Below are 16222 nucleotides of genomic sequence, written 5' to 3' on the forward strand. Positions count from 1 at the left end.
TTCACGAGTGGCCCAGCCCCAGTCTTCCCGATCGTCCGCGAGCCCTGACGGACCCCTTCGCGCGGTCCCACGGCTCGCCTCCCAGAGAGCCTGTCGTGAGCACACACTGCCTGTCGTCCACCCCGTCCCACCCACTGGACGCCCTCGGCTGGAACGCCCGGGTCGAAGCCGCCTTCGACGCCGTCGCGCTGTCCAGCGAACACGTCCTCCTGCCCGCCCGCGTCTCCGCGGCGCGCAGGGGCGGCGCCGAGATCCGCCTGCCGGGCGTTCGCGACGCCGCCTTCGCCCCCGCGGTCCGCAGGGCCGCGCACACCGACCCCGCCGCCGCCCCGTGCAGCGGTGACTGGGTCGCCGTCCGCCGCTCAGGCGACGACTGGCTCGTCGAGGCCGTCCTCGAACGCGCCGGCACACTCGTCCGCCAGGGCGTGGCCAAGGACTCCCACGACCAGGTCCTGGCCGCCAACGTCGACTATGTCCTCATCTGCGAGGCCGCCGACCAGGGTCCCAACATGGGACGCCTGGAACGCTTCCTCAGCCTGGTCTGGGCCGGCGGTGCCACCCCGGTGGTCGCCGTCACCAAGGCCGAACTGGCCGGTGAACGCCTCCCCGAGGTCGTCGAACTGGTCGAGTCGGTCAGCTCCGGCACCGACGTGTACACCGTGAGCGCCCACACCGGCCAGGGGCTGGACGCACTGGCCGCCCGACTGCGGCCCGGCACGACATGGGTCCTGCTGGGAACCTCGGGCGCGGGCAAGTCGAGCCTGGTCAACGCGGTCGCCGGACACTCCCTGATGGACACCGGGGAGATCCGCCAGGACAAGCGGGGGCGCCACACCACCACCCACCGGCAGTTGCTCGCACTGCCGGGCGGCGCCCTGGTCCTGGACATCCCCGGGGTGCGCCGGATCGACGTCCCCGGGGACGGGTCGGGCGTCGACCGGACCTTCGCCGACGTCCTGGCCCACGCCGAGGAGTGCCGTTTCCGGGACTGCTCGCACGACACCGAGCCCGGTTGCGCGGTCCAGGCCGCCATCGACGAGGGCGAGCTGGACGCCCGCCGCCTGGCGCGGTGGAACCGGCTGCGCCGCGAGTCGGAGTGGAACCGGTCCCGGGGCGACCACCGGGTCCGCGAGGAGCGCAAGCGCCAGGGGAAGGCCCTGGACAAGGCGGCCAGGGACGCCGGGCGGCGCAAGCGCGGCCATCACCACTGACCGGCAGCGCCATCGCCGGGCCCCGACGGCCGCCGCGACCCGCGGCGGCCCGGGGCCGGTCTCAGAACCCGAAGGCGCGGCGGGCGTTGCCCGCGATCACCCCGGCGAGCTCGTCCTCGTCCATGCCCTTGGCCTCGGCCAGCGCGCGCAGCGTGTACGGCACGAGGTAGGGGGCATTGGGGCGGCCGCGGTAGGGCTTGGGCGTGAGGAACGGGGCGTCCGTCTCCACGAGCAGCAGCTCCGGAGGGGCGACCGCGGCGGCCTCGCGCAGCGGCTGCGCGCTGGCGAAGGTGACGTTGCCCGCGAAGCTCATGAAGTAGCCGTGCTCGGCGCAGACCTTGGCCATGTCGGCGTCCCCGGAAAAGCAGTGGAAGACCACCCGCTCCGGCGCGCCCTCGTCGGCCAGGACCCGGAACACGTCGTCGTGCGCCTCGCGGTCGTGGATCATCACGGCCTTGCCGTGGCGCTTGGCGATGTCGATGTGCCTGCGGAAGGACTCCTCCTGCGCCCGCGCGCCCTCGGGCCCGGTGCGGAAGGTGTCCATGCCGGTCTCGCCGACCGCCACCACCTGCGGCAGCGCGGCGAGTTCGGCGATGCCCTCCAGCGCCTCGTCCAGGGCGGACGAACCGCCGGCGGCGCGCACCTTGCCCGCCCAGTCGGTGTCGTCGACCTCGACGCCCTCGGCTCCGTCGCCGTGCACGATCCGCGGCGCCTCGTTGGGGTGCAGGGCCACGGCGGCCCAGACGTCGCCCGGGTGGGCGGCTGCGGTCTCAGCGGCCCAGCGCGACGACGCCAGGTCCACGCCCACCTGGACGAGCGGGGTCACGCCGACGGCGCGGGCGGCCGCGATGATCTCCTCGACCTCGGGCGTCTGCATGTCCATGTGGGTGTGGCTGTCGGCCACCGGCACGCGCAGGGGCTCGGGGACCGGCGGGGGCGTCTGGTCGTTGCGCTCCCGGACCGCTCTCCCGCTGCGTTTACCCACGGATGGCTCCCGTCCTGTTCTGTCTGGTCACCCTGTCGATCCTATGGCGGCCGTCTCAGGCGGCCGACCGGCACGGCGCCCTCCGGCACCGCTCCCCCGAGCTTCCTCCGGGTATGGCGCCGCCGGGGCGGCCACCGGACCCGGAAGAGGCCGCGCGCCGCGCACGCGTGCGTCCAGGGCGCGGTCTGGAGGAGGCCCTGGAAGCGGTCCGCGGGAGCCGGTGACACCGCTGTGGGCCCCGGCTCGGTGAACTGCTCCCTGGAAGTTGGACTGGAAATCCAGTTCCATCGACCAGGGAGCAGTCCCATCAGAGGGAACAGCACGCTCACCCCATCCCAACGCGAGACCGCGATAGCGTGGTTCGAGCAGGGCATGGCCGGGGCCCACAGTCGGACCGGGAGGACGGGCCCTACTCGGCGGGGCCCTCCAGGCGTGCCAGCTCCTCGTCCACCACGGACGGGTCGAGCTTGGCGAACAGCGGCTGCGGGCGGTCGAGCGGGGTGCCCGGAACGATCGGCGTCGACTCCCAGCGAGCCTCGTTGTCGGCGTACTGACCGGTGATCACCGGGTAGTCGACCGGCTCGTCGGAGCCGCCGATGGTGTCGTGACCGCTCTCGATCCGGGGCATGCCGGTCCACGTCCCGGTACCGCCGAGCATCGCGTACACCTTGTTCGCGGACTCGGGCAGGTAGGGCGTGAGCAGCGTGTTGGCGTCACTGACCAGCTGCAGGGCCACGTGCAGGACCGTCGCCATGCGCTCGGGATCGGTCTTCTTCAGGGCCCAGGGCGCCTGGTCGGAGATGTACTTGTTGGCCTCGGCCACCGTGCGCATGGCCTCCTGGAGGCCGGCCTTGAACTGCGACCGCTCCAGACGCGCGCCGACCGTCTCGAAGGCCTCCCTGGAGGCGGCCAGCACCCTGCGGTCCTCCTCGTTCAGCTCCCCCGCGGCGGGGATCTCACCGAGGTTCTTCGCCGCCATGGAGATGGAGCGGTTGACCAGGTTGCCCCAGGCCGCCACCAGCTCGTCGTTGTTGCGGCGCACGAACTCCGCCCAGGTGAAGTCGGTGTCCTGGGTCTCGGGGCCGGCGGCCATGATGAAGTAGCGCAGTGCGTCGGCGGAGTAGCGCTCCAGGAAGTCGCGCACGTAGATGACGACGCGGCGCGAGGAGGAGAACTTGCGGCCCTCCATGGTGAGGAACTCGCTGGAGACCACCTCGGTGGGCACGTTGAGGGCGCCCAGCGGGCCGGAGTCGCCGCCCCGGTCGCCCCCACCGCTCGCGCCCAACAGGATCGCGGGCCAGATCACCGAGTGGAAGACGATGTTGTCCTTGCCCATGAAGTAGTACGACCGGGCGTCCTCGTCCTGCCACCAGCGGCGCCAGGCCTCCGGCTCGCCGATGCGCTTGGCCCACTCGATGGAGGACGACAGGTAGCCGATCACCGCGTCGAACCAGACGTACAGGCGCTTGTTGTCGTTGTCGCTCCAGCCCTCCAGGGGGATGGGCACGCCCCAGTTGAGGTCGCGGGTGACCGCGCGCGGCTGGAGGTCCTCCACCAGGTTCAGCGAGAACTTGAGGACGTTGGGGCGCCACTCCCCCTCCTTGCCCTTGAGCCACCCCGTGAGGACCTCGGCGAACGCCGGCAGGTCCAGCATGAAGTGCTCGGTGTCCACGAACTCCGGCGTCTCGCCGTTGATCCGCGACCGGGGCGAGATGAGGTCGATCGGGTCGAGCTGGTTGCCGCAGTTGTCGCACTGGTCACCGCGCGCGCCGTCGTAGCCGCAGATGGGGCAGATGCCCTCGATGTAGCGGTCGGGCAGCGTGCGGCCGTTGGACGGGGAGACCGCGCCCTGGGTGGTGCGGGTGAAGACGTAGCCGTTCTCGTACAGCGTGGTGAACAGCTGCTGGGCGACCGAGTAATGGTTGCCGGTGGTGGTGCGGGTGAAGAGGTCGTAGGACAGGCCGAGGGCGACGAGGTCCTCGGCGATGATCCGGTTGTAGCGGTCGGCCAGCTCGCGGGGCGTCACGCCCTCCTGGTCGGCCAGCACCTGGACCGGGGTGCCGTGCTCGTCGGTGCCGCTGACCATCAGCACGTGGTTCCCCGACATTCGCTGGTAGCGCGAGAAGACGTCGGAGGGGACCCCGAAGCCGGAGACGTGGCCGATGTGGCGCGGGCCGTTGGCGTAGGGCCAGGCGACCGCGGTCAGGATGTGGCGATTCGACGACATGCCTCAAGACTAAAGGTGTCCGCCCCCGCTTTTACACGACCTCGCGCTCCCGCCCGTCACCCGCCACCTCCCCCGACGGACACCTACGGCGCGGCCCCCACGACCCGGGTGTGCGCGTTCATTCGGGGACGGGGAGTCGTCCACAGGGGTGGACGGGTGGATTCCCCCCGGGCGGCCAGTACCCGTATGCTCTGCGGAACGAGGCCGCGCGCCGCCGGGGCGCGCGCCGAAGTACCACGCTCACCCCGGTCCTTCATCTGAGGCGGTGGTCGCCACGGTTACCCGTGCCCTACCCCGTCCTGCCCACCACACCGCCGCGCTCGTCACGAGCGTGGTGCTGCTGGTCATTCTGTCGTTCCCGGTCACCTCCGTGTCGGGCGAGCCCGAGGCCGGCCCCGTGCCGGGCCCGGTGAGCGTCCCCCACGACGCGGGGCCCGCCAAGGGCGCCCCCGGTGGCGACACACCGAGGGAGCGCGCCGAGCAGAGCGCGGACCTGGTCGCCCAGGCCAAGGTGACGGTGGGTCCGCCCACCACCACGTGCGATCAGCGCGGCGTCCTGCGCGACCTGCCCGACGCCGTGCCGCCGTGCGTCCTGCTGCTGACCGCGTGGGACCAGCCCTGGTGGCCGCTTCCGCTGCCGCACCCCGACCCCGTTCCCGAACAGGACGACACCGGCGACCTGCCGCCCACGCGGGCGCCGCCTCCCACAGCGAACACCCTCATCTGACCTTTCCCCGGTCACTCCCCCGCACCCGGACCGCCCGGGCGCGCCGACCGGTACCCACCATTCGCAGTGAGAGGTTCACCTTGCCCAGTCAAGCGGGAGCAGGGGGGCGCTGGACACGCGCTCTCATCTCCCTTCTCGTCATCCTCGTCGCGTTCGGCGCGGCGTGGATCATCCCGCCGCGCCTGGGGCTCGACCTCAGCGGCGGCACGCAGATCGTCCTGGAGACCCAGGACGGCGCCGACGGCACGGAGGCCAACTCCGAGAACACCGACCAGGTCGTCGAGGTCCTACGCCAGCGCATCGACCGCCTCGGTGTCGCCGAGTCGACTCTGTCGCGCTCCGGTGAGAACCGGATCATCGTCGAACTGCCCGGTGTCCAGGACCCGACGGAGGCCGCGCAGATCGTCGGCCGGACCGCGCAGCTGTCCTTCCACCCGGTCCTCGGCGTCACCGCCGGCGGCGGCCAGGGCGTCCAGGCGCCCGGCGACTCCGCGAACGCGCCCGCCGACGAGGCCCGCGCCCCCTCGGACACCGAGGGCGGTGAGGAGGCACCCGCCGACGAGGCCGCGGAGGGCTCCGAGGAAGCCCCGCAGATGACCGAGGAGGAGATGCAGGAACTCCTCGGCGGCATGGGCAGCGGCGGCACCGGCACGGGGCAGACCGGCCAGGAGGCCGAGGACCCCAGCCAGGTCGCGATGACCCTGCCGGACGAGCAGGGCAACTACCTGCAGCTCGGTGAGACCGCCGTCCCCGGGGACAGCGTCGCCAGCGCGGAGGCGGGTCTGGACCCGGTCAACCGCGCCGAGTGGGTCGTCAACGTCAGCTTCCGCGGTGAGGGCCGCGACCAGTGGGCCGAGCTCACCGGTCAGGCCGCCTGCTTCCAGGAGGGCGACCCGCGCCGACGCGTGGCGATCGTGCTGGACAACCAGGTCATCTCCTCGCCCAGCGTCAACGACGCGGCCTGTGAGGTCGGCCAGCGCGAGGGCAGCACCACCATCAGTGGAAGCTTCACCTCCGAGTCGGCCAACGAGCTGGCCGTGCTGATCGAGGGCGGCTCGCTGCCGCTGCCGGTCACCGAGGTCCAGCGCCAGACGGTCGGCCCGACCCTCGGTGCCGCCGCCATCCAGGCCAGCGCCATCGCCGCCCTGCTGGGCATCGCGTTCACCGCGCTGTACATCACGCTGGTGTACCGCCTGGTCGGCTTCCTGGCGTCGGTCGCCCTGGGCGTCTACGCGCTCATCGCCTACGGCGTGCTGGTGGCCTTGGGGGCCACCCTGACCCTGCCGGGCCTGGCGGGCTTCGTGCTGGCGATCGGTATGGCCATCGACGCCAACGTGCTCATCTTCGAACGGGCGCGCGAGGAGTACCAGCGGCAGCAGCAGACCTACGAGGCGAACAAGTCGGCCGGCATGCAGGACGCCACCGACGCTGAGGTCAAGCGGGCCGAGTCCGGTATCGCGACCCGCCGTCGCCGCAGGGCCATCCCGGCGAGCCTGGAGAAGGCCTTCGTCGAGGGTTCGCACAAGGCGTGGAGCGCGGTGATCGACACCAACATCACCACGCTCATCGCCGCCGCGCTGCTGTTCTTCTTCGCCTCCGGCACGGTCCAGGGCTTCGGCGTCACGCTCAGTATCGGCACCCTGGTGTCGATGTTCTCCGCGCTCGTGGTGGCCCGCGTGCTCGTGGAGTGGGCGGTGCGCCGCGCCGTCATCCGCAAGCACCCGGCGGTCAGCGGTCTCAGCCGGATCGGTGCCGTGCGCGCGTGGCTGGTCCGGAAGAACCCGGACCTGATGAAGTACCGCAAGCACGCCCTGCTCGCCGCGGCGGCGGTCGTCCTGGTGTCCGTGGCCGCCCCGCTGGTGCAGTCGCCCAACCTGGGTGTGGAGTTCACCGGCGGACGCGTCCTGGAGTACGAGATCACCGGCGACGAGGACCTGTCGGTGGACGAGGCGCGCGAGATCGTCGCCGGGCTGGACTTCTCCGGCTCGGACACCGCGGTCGTGCAGGAGTCGGGTGACGGCGACATCTCCGTCCGCACGGGCAACATCACCGATCCCGAGGCGGCGACCGTCACCGAGGCGCTGGACTCGGCGACCGGTGGCGTGGAGATGATCAGCGACGAGCTGATCGGCCCGAGCATGGGCGACGAGCTGCGCAACCGCGCGTTCATCGCGCTCGCCGCCGCGCTCGCCCTGCAGCTGGCCTACCTGGCCTGGCGGTTCCGCTGGTCCTTCGGTGTGGCCACGATGCTGTCGCTGGCGTTCAACCTGGTCCTGGTGATCGGGCTGTTCATCTGGCTGGGCAAGCCGATCGACGGCGTGTTCCTCGCCGCCCTGCTGAGCGTCATCGGCTTCACCGTCAACGACACGGTGGTGGTGCTCGACCGGGTGCGCGACGAGTGGGCCAAGGACGACAAGTCCTCGTTCACCGAGATCGCCAACCGCGCGGTGCTCAACACCCTGCCGCGTACGATCAACACCAGCGTCGGCGCGCTGATCATCCTGGGCTTCCTCACCTTCTTCGGTGGGACCTCGCTCCAGGACTTCTCCATCGCCATGCTGGTCGGCCTGAGCACGGGTGTGGTCTCGACGGTGTTCGTCGCGGTTCCGCTGGCCATCTGGCTGCAGAAGTGGGACCGGACGGCGCCTCCGCACGTGATCAGGGAGCGCAAGAACCAGGCGCGGGTGGCCGCCAAGGCCAGCCGCAACGAAGGCGACGGCGCGGTCGTCTGACCGGACCGACCCTCACACGGGGCCGCCCGGAACGGTTGTACGCCGTTCCGGGCGGCCCCGTTCGTCGTCGCCGCTTCTCCGCGGCACGGTCACCGTCCCGGAGGGGTGGGCCCGGCGCGCCGCCCCCGGTGCCCGGGCCGGTGGTCGAGCGCCGACCGTCCCCGGTCAGTCGACCTCGGTGACACCGTGCACGAGGTCGTAGACGCGGCGCTTGGGCACGCCCGACTCCTTGGCCACGCGGCCGATGGCCTCCTTGCGGCGTACGCCCTCGTCCTCCAGCGCGGCGACCGCGGCGACCAGGTCCGCCGACCCGACCAGGTCCGGGCGGCTGCGCGCGCCCTCCACGACCACGGAGATCTCCCCGCGCACGCCCTCGGCGGCCCAGGCGGCGAGCTCGCCCAGCCCGCCCCGGCGCACCTGTTCGTAGGTCTTGGTCAGTTCCCGGCACACCGCCGCCCGCCGGTCCGCGCCGAAGGCCCCGGCCATCGCCTCCAGGGTGGCGGCGATCCGGTGCGGGCTCTCGAAGAACACCATCGTGCGACGCTCCGCGGCCAGCTCTTCCAGATAGCCCGCCAGCCCCTTGCGGGGCGGGAAGCCCTCGAAGCAGAAGCGGTCCGTGGGCAGGCCGGAGACGACCAGCGCGGTGGTCACCGCGGACGGGCCCGGAATGGAGGTGACCGGGATGTCCTCCTCGGCACAGGCGGCGGTCAGCCGGTAGCCGGGGTCGGAGACGCCGGGCATGCCCGCGTCGGTCACGACCAGGACGTCCGTGCCGCCGCGCAGGTCGGCCATGAGGTCGTCCGTGCGCCGGGACTCGTTGGCGTCGTAGTAGGAGACGACCCTGGCCCCCTCCTCGCCGCCCAGACGCACTCCCGCGCGGGAGGCGAACTGGCGTAGCCTGCGGGTGTCCTCCGCGGCGATGACGCGGGCGGCTTCCAGTGCACGCAGCAGCCTGGGCGGCGCGTCGCCCGAGTTACCGATGGGCAGCCCGGCGAGCGTCAACGTCCCGGACCCCTCCCCATGGCCTACACCCTCAACCACTGTGATCCCCGTCCTGTCGCGCTACGGTTGGCTCATTACGCCACCCGAAACCTGGTTTCGCGGTCAGTCCGCAATGGACAACCATCTCCGACCCCAACCTACGAGCCGAGATGACCACCACCGCACACTCCTCCGAGGTCGACCCCCCGACCCCACCCGCACCGGCCCGCGCGGCCGCCCTTCGCGCACGGCTGTCCCACTCCACCACCATGACGTGGTGGGTGGGCTGGCTGGGAGCCGTCCTGGTCACCGCCTTCGCCGGAGCGCTGCGGTTCTACCGCCTCGGTGAACCCGACCGGATCTACTTCGACGAGACGTACTACGCCAAGGACGCCTACGGACTCCAGGAGTACGGCTACGAGCACGACTCCCTGGAGAACGCCGACCAGATGCTCGGCCGGGGACCCGTCGACATCTTCGACGGCGGTGGCGACTTCATCGTCCACCCTCCGGTCGGCAAGTGGATGATCGCCCTCGGCGACTGGCTGTGGGCACTCCTGCCGTTCGGTGAGTCCATGACCCCGGAGGGATGGCGGTTCGCCTCCGCGCTGGCGGGCGTGGCGACCGTGTTCATCCTGGTGCGGCTGGCGACCCGGATGACCCGGTCCGTTCTGCTGGGCTGTACCGCGGGACTGGTCCTGGCTCTGGACGGCCTGCACTTCACACTGAGCCGGATCGCGATGGTGGACGTCTTCCTCGCTCTGTGGGTGGTGGCGGGTTTCGCGTGCCTGGTGATCGACCGCGACGCCACCCGGGACCGGCTGGCGCGGCTGAGTGAGGCGGGGGTCGACGTCACGACCCGGTGGTGGCTGGGCATGCGCTGGTGGCGCCTGGCGGCCGGACTGTGCTTCGGGCTCGCGGTCGGAACCAAGTGGTCGGCCCTGTTCTTCGTGGCGGCGTTCGGCCTCCTCACGGTGGCGTGGGACTACGGCGCGCGGCGCAGCGCGGGGCAGCGGAGGCCGATGGGGCGGTGGCTGCTGGTCGACGCGGTCCCGGCGTTCCTGCAGACGGTGGTGTTGGCCGGGATCGTCTACGTGGTGTCGTGGACCGGTTGGCTGGTCACGCGGGGCGGCTACAACCGCGGCTTCGCCGACGGCATGGCGCCGGACTGGCTGCCGGACACGGTGGCGGGACCGCTGGAGGCGTTCATCAGCCTGGCGGACTACCACGCCCGGATGATGTCCTTCCACAACGGACTGACCAGTGACCACGCCTACATCTCGGCGCCGTGGGAGTGGCTGGTCATGCGCACCCCGGTGATGTTCGCCTACGAGGGCGAGGCCGTGGGATGCCCCTCGGGCGGCTGCGTGGCCTCGGTGGTCTCCATCGGCACCCCGATCGTGTGGTGGATCAGCCTCCTGGCGATCTGCGTGATGCTCGGCTGGTGGGCGACGTTCCGCGACTGGCGGGCCGGCGCCGTGCTGCTCGCGGTGGCGGCGGGATGGCTGCCCTGGTTCGCCTTCCCGGACCGCCCGATGTTCCTCTTCTACGCGCTGCCCGTGCTGCCGTTCCTGGTCCTGGCCATCGTGCTGATGCTCGGGCTGGTGATGGACGCCGGGGAGAACAACCCCCGCTTCGGTCCGTACCTGCGCGCGACGGGCGGGGTCGTCTTCGGCGTGTTGTTGCTCCTGATCATCGCCCATTTCGCGTATCTGTACCCGGCGCTGGCCGCCTATCCGATCGACGAGCCCTCCTGGCGGCAGCGGCTCTGGTTCGACGTGTGGATCTACGGCAACGGCTCTTCCTGAGCACCCTTCGCCGTGCTCTTTCCCGGCCAGCCCCGGACGATCTCCATTAGTCGTCCGGGGCTCGGAAATCAACACTTTCGAGTAGCCGAAACAGGACACATGGGAACTGTGGATTCCTTCGGAAAGGGCTCGGCAGGGCATGGTGCTCCCTGGTACTGTCTGCAACTGGTTGCTGTTGTTGTTTCCATGGATGCCCGAGGCGCCTCGCGGAACTGCACGTGGGCGCTTGTCGGGTCGGTCCCGTCAGTGCGGCGCCCGGCGACCCGGGGCCAGCAGGGTGCGGCCCCGCAGTAGTCCCCAAGGGAGAGCACATGGCTCAGGGCACCGTGAAGTGGTTCAACTCTGAGAAGGGTTTCGGGTTCATCGCCGTCGAGGGTGGTCAGCCCGACGTGTTCGTCCACTATTCGGCGATCGCGGGAACCGGCTTCCGGAACCTGGAAGAGGACCAGAAGGTCGAGTTCGACATCATCCAGGGCCCGAAGGGCCCGCAGGCGGCCGACGTTCGGGCGGTCTGACCTCACCAGGCGTTTCCCCAGCCCCCCGCCCACCGCGCGGGGGGCTGGTCCGCGTTCGGGGAGTCCCGGGGGCCGGTCCTCAGTCGTGGTGCGCATGTGATCTGGACATGGTTACCCATCGGCACCGATACCGGTAACCTCGTTGTAGCCGGTCGGTACGCGAGGGGCGGGGTCAGGCATGTTCAACATCGGTGGCGGGGAGTTCGTCGTCCTCCTCATCCTCGCCTTGCTGATCTTCGGGCCCGACCAACTCCCCAAGGCCGCGCAGCAGATCGGCCGCGTGCTGCGCCAGCTGCGAACCATGGCCAACTCCGCCACCAGCGACCTCAAGGAGGGGCTGGGACCGGAGTTCAAGGACCTGGACGTCAAGGACCTCAACCCCAAGCGCTTCGTGCAGAAGCACTTCTGGGAGGACGAGGAGCCGGAGCGCAAGCCCGCCGCCCGCCTCAACGGCAAGCGGCCCCCGTTCGACGACGAGGCCACCTGAGCCCGCTCCGGCTTCAGCCGAAGAGCATCAGGATGAACAGTCCCAGGCCCAGCAGGACCAGTGATCCGACGATGATGGCCGGCGACCCCACCAGCAGCACCAGGACCTCCACCGTCAGCGCTCCGCCCAGGGCCGCCGCCGGCCACGGCCAGCGCGGCGCCGCGGGCCACTCGTGCCTGCGCTCGCGTTCGGTGGAGATGAGGAAGCCCGCGCCGATGAGCACCCAGAACACCAGGTGCGCGGCTGCCCGGGTCTCGGGGTCCACGTAGTCGGCCATCCCCCCGACCACCATCACGTAGGTCAGCGTGCCCGACAGAAGCCGCCAGTGGCCGCCCGCGCGGCGCGCGGGAATGACCTTGCGGCGCGCGGGAGTCGTACGGCGGAAGCGCTCCGCGGCCACCGGCGGCCCGTCCTCGTCCGGCACGGGTTCCACGGTGGGACGGGGCGGTGGCGGGGGTGCCTCGGGAGCCGGCGGCACGTAGCCGCCGACCGTCTCGGTCTCGTCGCGGTACTGGTGGCCGCCGGGTTCCTGGCGGGGGTCGGACACGGGTGATCCGCCGTCCCTTCACGGTCGGCGCGGTCCGGGAGGGACCGGGTTCGTCACTGGACACCTACCCGCGACGCTCACGACCCAAATCCGGCTCGCCCCCGGGTTCGCCGAGGGGCCGACTCCGGCCACGGAAAGGGGCTCGACCGATCGGCGGATCGGTCGAGCCCGCAACACACGGATCCGTCCGGACCCGTCGTGAGGTGGCTACAGCCAGGCCCAGCCGTCTCTGGCACTCGGTGCATGCGTCGTCATGGCATCTACCTTTCTGGTGGCTCCCAACATATCCCGGAACCAAGATGGACCATCGGCGTGGCTTCCACAAGACCCGAGGACGAACATTCATCCCACCATGGCCGGACGACCACCAAAGGTTGGACCAGGGAGGCTGGAGTAACGACTCGGATCGGCATTATCGCAGCTCAGGAGGCCGTGGATTCGTGAACGCAAGAAGACCCCTCCCCACTGACCTGCAAAGACAACTCCAGAGTTCAGCAAAAACATTCACTATTCGATTACACACAGCAACGGGGCGCCAATGCGCGATCGGCCGGGATGCCTAATCCACAGCCCGCACCGAACGTCGGAAATCGAAAGGGCGAACGGGGCCACGCCAGGCACGACTACCTGGACACACAAGGATAAAACAGACCTCCCGGACTATGCTCACATGAGCACCGTACTCACCAGCCCTGCACCGTCCGTCACGACCCCTCGGGGCGCTCGAAGCCCTGCGGTTACGGGCTTGCGCGCCCTGCGCTCCTAGTTTCGGTCCTGGTGTAAATGGATATTGTGCATTGACATAGATCGCACGAGACCAGGTCCACACCGACAGGTGACTCGGACAGGAAAGTGTTATTGGTCCCGTTTTCCGATGACATGAGATGGGTACCGCGGGGTAAGTTGATTCGTTGCGCCCACAGAGGGCAAGAAGCGCCCCTAAAGTGGAAAGACCCACCCCAGGACGGTGCTCCCCGCACCGTTCGACGCCCGGCCGGGGCCGGGTCCGTGGAGTCCGCCCCCGGCTGTGACACGCGAGGAAGGCAACCGCCGTGAGCCCGCACCCCCCGAGTCCCGCCCCCTTCGCCCGGGTCACGGACACTCCGACGCCCGCCGGCACGCCTCGCGTGCGGCCGATCCGCGTCCTGGTGGTGGACGACCACGCGTTCTTCCGCCGCGGACTGGTGTCCGTCCTGGACGAAGAGGAGGACATCGACGTCGTCAGCGAGGCCGGTGACGGGGAGGAGGCGATCCGCCTGGCCACCGAGCTGCGGCCCGACGTCGTCCTCATGGACGTGATGATGCCGCACTCCAGCGGCATCGACGCCTGTCCGCGCATCCGCGAGGCGGTACCGCACACCAAGTTCGTCATGCTGACGATGAGCGACGAGGAGTCCGACCTCTTCGACGCCCTCAAAGCGGGTGCGACCGGCTACCTGCTCAAGGAGATCTCGGTGACGGACCTGCCGCGCGCGGTGCGCACCATCGCCGAAGGGCAGTCGTTCATCAACTCGGCCATGGCCACCAAGCTCATCGGCGAGTTCGCCGAGCTGGCCAAGCAGGAGAGCTCACCGCCCAGTCGCCCCGCCATCCCGCAGCTCACCCCCCGCGAGACCGAGGTGCTCAAGCTGCTGGCCCGGTCGCTGAACAACCGGGAGATCGGCGAGCGCCTGTTCATCACCGAGAACACCGTGAAGAACCACGTGCGCAACATCCTGGAGAAGCTCCAGGTGCACTCGCGCACCGAGGCCGCCATCTACGCGGTCCGGGCCGAGTACGTCACCTGAGCGCCGCACCGACGCGCGAGGACGTCAGGGGGACTCCTCCCCTGAGGGGACACCGAAGAGCAGGCCGGCACTGCGCCTGGTGATGGTGAGCAGGTCGGTGTCGGCGAACAGGGCCCTGATCCCGGAGGTGTCCAGGTTCCCGCTGAGGGCCAGGGTGGCGATGCCGTGCACGATCGCCCATCCGGCCACCACGGCCGCGGCCGAGTCCTCGACGGCGATTCCGCGGTCCTGCAGGGTGTCGACCCCGCCGGTGAGTTCGGCGAAGGCCGCACTGCGGGCCGCGGCGAGCTCGGCGTCGCCGTCGTCCAGGAGGCGGGGGGCGAACATCACCTGGAACTTCCCGGGGTGGTCCGCGGCGAAGCGCACGTAGGCGACCCCGGCGTCGAGCAGGGTGCCGCCCTCCGCGCGCACGGCGCGCAGGCTCTCGGCCAGCCCCTGGAAGCCCTCGACCGCCAGGGCGTTGAGGATGCCCTCCCGGCTGCCGAAGTGGTGCCGGGGGGCCGTGTGGCTGACGCCCAGGTCGGCGGCGAGCGAACGCAGGCTGAACGAGTAGGGGCCTTCGCTCTCGATGACCTCGGCCGCCCTCTCCAGGACGGCGGCTCGCAGGTTTCCGTGGTGGTACGCGTCTGCCATACCTGAACTATACGACGGAAAGTTACCACTGTAAGGATGCCGGAAGGCCCGATCCCTCGGGGGATGCGGCCCGGGGGATGTAGGGTGAGGGCGTGTCCGGCCGCCCCGCCACAGGGGATAGCAGCTTCGCCGGTGACACTCGAGGCTCCGGTCCGGAGACCGCCCGCCCAGGGAACAGCGACAACGCACCGGACCGGAACCGTGCGAGGGCCCGCCCCACCAGGGACGGGCCCTCTCCCATGCGCGGCGCGGCCGCGCCACCGGACACCGGTTTCCGTACCTCGCCTGGAGACGGCATGCGAAAGGCCCTGCCCCCGGAGGGAACAGGGCCTTCCTGTCTGCTGTGGAGCTATGGGGATTTGAACCCCAGACCCCCTCGATGCGAACGAGGTGCGCTACCGGACTGCGCCATAGCCCCTTGAAGACGTGACACAGCCTAGCAGGAATTCTGGGATGGTCCGAACGCACGCCCTCCGGCCGCCACACCTCCCGACGCCCGCCGCCACCCGGGCGCGCTGCACCCGGGTCAGTCGCCTGCGGCGCGCAGCCGCGCGTCCGCGTACTGGTCGTACACCTGGCTGCGCCGTTCCTGCAGTGCGATGACCTGGGCCAGGCGTTCGGCGTCGCGGCGCTCCTCTTCCTCCTCCGCCCTGCGGGCCAGGACGGCCGCACGGCGGCGGGCCCTCAGGAGCGCCTCACGGCGTTCGGCGTCGACCTTGGCCGCCTCGCGCAGGAGCGCCAGGTGACCGGCGAGCAGGAGCACCGGCGGGGCGATGACCCACCACGGCCCGAGCCCGAAGGCGACCGCGACGACCGTGGCGAGGCTCACCAGGAGCAGGCCGCTGGTGCGTCGGCGCCGCCGGGCGATGACCCGGCCCCGCGACTCGCGCCCGACGCGGTGGCGGCCCCGGCGGGGGTCCGCCGTCCGAGCCGGCCGGACGGACCCGGGGCCCTCGGCCCCGCGGCCGGTGTCGGCCGGACCGTCGTCGGCTCCCGCGTCGTCCGCGTCGGTGTCGCGGGCGCCGTCGGTCCGGTCGAGGTCGTCGGACCCGTCCGTGGCGTCGGCGGCCTCGCGCTCGGCCGTGTCGTCGGCCCGGGCCCCGGGGTCCTCGGTGTCCTCGTCCTCACGGCGGTGGTCGTAGGTGTCCGCCGAGTCCTTGCGCAGGAGCATCGGCACGAGCACGATGAGCCACACCACCACGATGGCGAGGTACAGAGGAGAGCTGCTCATCACCCCTCCTCACGATGACGGCCACTGAACATTGGTCGACGCCGCGCCGACACCGCGTCGCGTGGAACGCCTTCGGGGTTGGATGCTCCCCGACCGGACTTCGTTCCCGATCCTCCTCGGACCGGACCCGAATCCCGTGAGCCATATCCACGCGTTGGCCGCATCGTCAATGCGTCTATGTTCCGCACGGTACGACCCCGTGTCCATAAATGCGCCACATTCTGACCGGAGTGTCGCAAGATTGTGGACCCTTAGTTTCGGTCGGTCGTCCTGGGAGCGGGAAAACCCAGGTCAGACAGTGACTTCAGAGCGCGACACCAATTCAACGCAAAGTAATGAGTCAATGTGACT

Annotated in this window: 13 protein-coding genes and 1 tRNA gene; 7 read left to right on the forward strand and 7 right to left on the reverse strand. The window is 70.6% G+C overall.

All coding sequences use genetic code 11. The annotated features are described in order from the left end of the window. Window positions 1-95: 95 nt before the first annotated feature. Entirely contained in the window at window positions 96-1211 is a 1116-nt protein-coding gene (gene rsgA / locus M1P99_RS07550; protein ID WP_304451938.1) for a ribosome small subunit-dependent GTPase A, read from the forward strand. A gap of 61 nt (window positions 1212-1272) precedes the next feature. Here rsgA and M1P99_RS07555 read toward each other — a convergent pair whose 3' ends face one another. Both M1P99_RS07555 and metG read right to left on the reverse strand, forming a co-directional pair. Beyond that, window positions 1273-2196, reverse strand: a complete 924-nt coding sequence (locus M1P99_RS07555) for a TatD family hydrolase (protein ID WP_304451939.1) — start codon at window positions 2194-2196, stop codon at window positions 1273-1275. Between the two features lie 409 nt (window positions 2197-2605). Continuing rightward, window positions 2606-4423, reverse strand: a complete 1818-nt coding sequence (metG, locus tag M1P99_RS07560; protein ID WP_304451940.1) for a methionine--tRNA ligase — start codon at window positions 4421-4423, stop codon at window positions 2606-2608. 265 nt (window positions 4424-4688) lie between these two features. Between metG and M1P99_RS07565 the strand changes: the two genes are divergently transcribed. Both M1P99_RS07565 and secD read left to right on the forward strand, forming a co-directional pair. Further along, the gene (locus M1P99_RS07565) at window positions 4689-5150 is read left to right on the forward strand and encodes a hypothetical protein (RefSeq protein WP_304451941.1); all 462 of its coding nucleotides are present in this window, start codon (window positions 4689-4691) and stop codon (window positions 5148-5150) included. Window positions 5151-5230: 80 nt separating this feature from the next. Further along, window positions 5231-7882 carry a protein translocase subunit SecD gene (secD, locus tag M1P99_RS07570; RefSeq protein WP_304451942.1) on the forward strand — a complete coding sequence of 884 codons (2652 nt, stop codon included), beginning with the start codon at window positions 5231-5233 and terminating at the stop codon, window positions 7880-7882. A 165-nt stretch (window positions 7883-8047) separates the two neighbouring features. Here the strand turns inward: secD and rsmI are convergent, their stop codons facing one another. Next, window positions 8048-8884 carry a 16S rRNA (cytidine(1402)-2'-O)-methyltransferase gene (gene rsmI, locus M1P99_RS07575; RefSeq protein ID WP_304451943.1) on the reverse strand — a complete coding sequence of 279 codons (837 nt, stop codon included), beginning with the start codon at window positions 8882-8884 and terminating at the stop codon, window positions 8048-8050. Between the two features lie 149 nt (window positions 8885-9033). On the opposite strand from rsmI, the gene M1P99_RS07580 reads away from it, so the two are divergent. The 3 genes from M1P99_RS07580 (at window position 9034) to M1P99_RS07590 (ending at window position 11673) form a co-directional block, all read left to right on the forward strand. Next, window positions 9034-10671, forward strand: a complete 1638-nt coding sequence (locus M1P99_RS07580) for a dolichyl-phosphate-mannose--protein mannosyltransferase (protein WP_304451944.1) — start codon at window positions 9034-9036, stop codon at window positions 10669-10671. A 311-nt stretch (window positions 10672-10982) separates the two neighbouring features. Then, complete coding sequence (locus tag M1P99_RS07585; RefSeq protein ID WP_017543917.1) at window positions 10983-11186, forward strand: cold-shock protein; 204 nt, start codon at window positions 10983-10985, stop codon at window positions 11184-11186. Window positions 11187-11364: 178 nt separating this feature from the next. Further along, window positions 11365-11673: a sec-independent translocase gene (locus M1P99_RS07590; protein ID WP_304451945.1), complete on the forward strand. Its 309-nt coding sequence runs from the start codon at window positions 11365-11367 to the stop codon at window positions 11671-11673. Between the two features lie 13 nt (window positions 11674-11686). On the opposite strand, the gene M1P99_RS07595 is transcribed toward M1P99_RS07590, so the two are convergent. Further along, a complete protein-coding gene (locus M1P99_RS07595; protein ID WP_304451946.1) occupies window positions 11687-12220 on the reverse strand; it encodes a hypothetical protein in 534 nt (177 codons plus the stop codon). A 1127-nt stretch (window positions 12221-13347) separates the two neighbouring features. Between M1P99_RS07595 and M1P99_RS07600 the strand changes: the two genes are divergently transcribed. After that, complete coding sequence (locus M1P99_RS07600) at window positions 13348-14007, forward strand: response regulator transcription factor (protein ID WP_304455621.1); 660 nt, start codon at window positions 13348-13350, stop codon at window positions 14005-14007. Between the two features lie 24 nt (window positions 14008-14031). Here the strand turns inward: M1P99_RS07600 and M1P99_RS07605 are convergent, their stop codons facing one another. The 3 genes from M1P99_RS07605 to M1P99_RS07615 all read right to left on the reverse strand — a co-directional run bounded on the left by M1P99_RS07605 (window position 14032) and on the right by M1P99_RS07615 (window position 15871). Further along, window positions 14032-14640 carry a TetR/AcrR family transcriptional regulator gene (locus tag M1P99_RS07605; protein ID WP_304451947.1) on the reverse strand — a complete coding sequence of 203 codons (609 nt, stop codon included), beginning with the start codon at window positions 14638-14640 and terminating at the stop codon, window positions 14032-14034. Between the two features lie 344 nt (window positions 14641-14984). Further along, a tRNA-Ala gene (locus M1P99_RS07610) sits at window positions 14985-15058 on the reverse strand. Between the two features lie 108 nt (window positions 15059-15166). Next, a complete protein-coding gene (locus tag M1P99_RS07615; RefSeq protein WP_304451948.1) occupies window positions 15167-15871 on the reverse strand; it encodes a hypothetical protein in 705 nt (234 codons plus the stop codon). Window positions 15872-16222: the final 351 nt, after the last annotated feature.

This window comes from Nocardiopsis sp. YSL2 (assembly GCF_030555055.1).
Lineage (GTDB): Bacteria > Actinomycetota > Actinomycetes > Streptosporangiales > Streptosporangiaceae > Nocardiopsis.

What these genes read in the sequence shown, in the direction of transcription:
- metG (WP_304451940.1), bottom strand. Translation starts at nt 4,423, where the DNA reads ATGTCGTCGAATCGCCACATCCTGACCGCGGTCGCCTGGCCCTACGCC.
- M1P99_RS07580 (WP_304451944.1), top strand. Translation starts at nt 9,034, where the DNA reads ATGACCACCACCGCACACTCCTCCGAGGTCGACCCCCCGACCCCACCC.
- M1P99_RS07585 (WP_017543917.1), top strand. Translation starts at nt 10,983, where the DNA reads ATGGCTCAGGGCACCGTGAAGTGGTTCAACTCTGAGAAGGGTTTCGGG.
- M1P99_RS07590 (WP_304451945.1), top strand. Translation starts at nt 11,365, where the DNA reads ATGTTCAACATCGGTGGCGGGGAGTTCGTCGTCCTCCTCATCCTCGCC.
- M1P99_RS07605 (WP_304451947.1), bottom strand. Translation starts at nt 14,640, where the DNA reads ATGGCAGACGCGTACCACCACGGAAACCTGCGAGCCGCCGTCCTGGAG.
- M1P99_RS07615 (WP_304451948.1), bottom strand. Translation starts at nt 15,871, where the DNA reads ATGAGCAGCTCTCCTCTGTACCTCGCCATCGTGGTGGTGTGGCTCATC.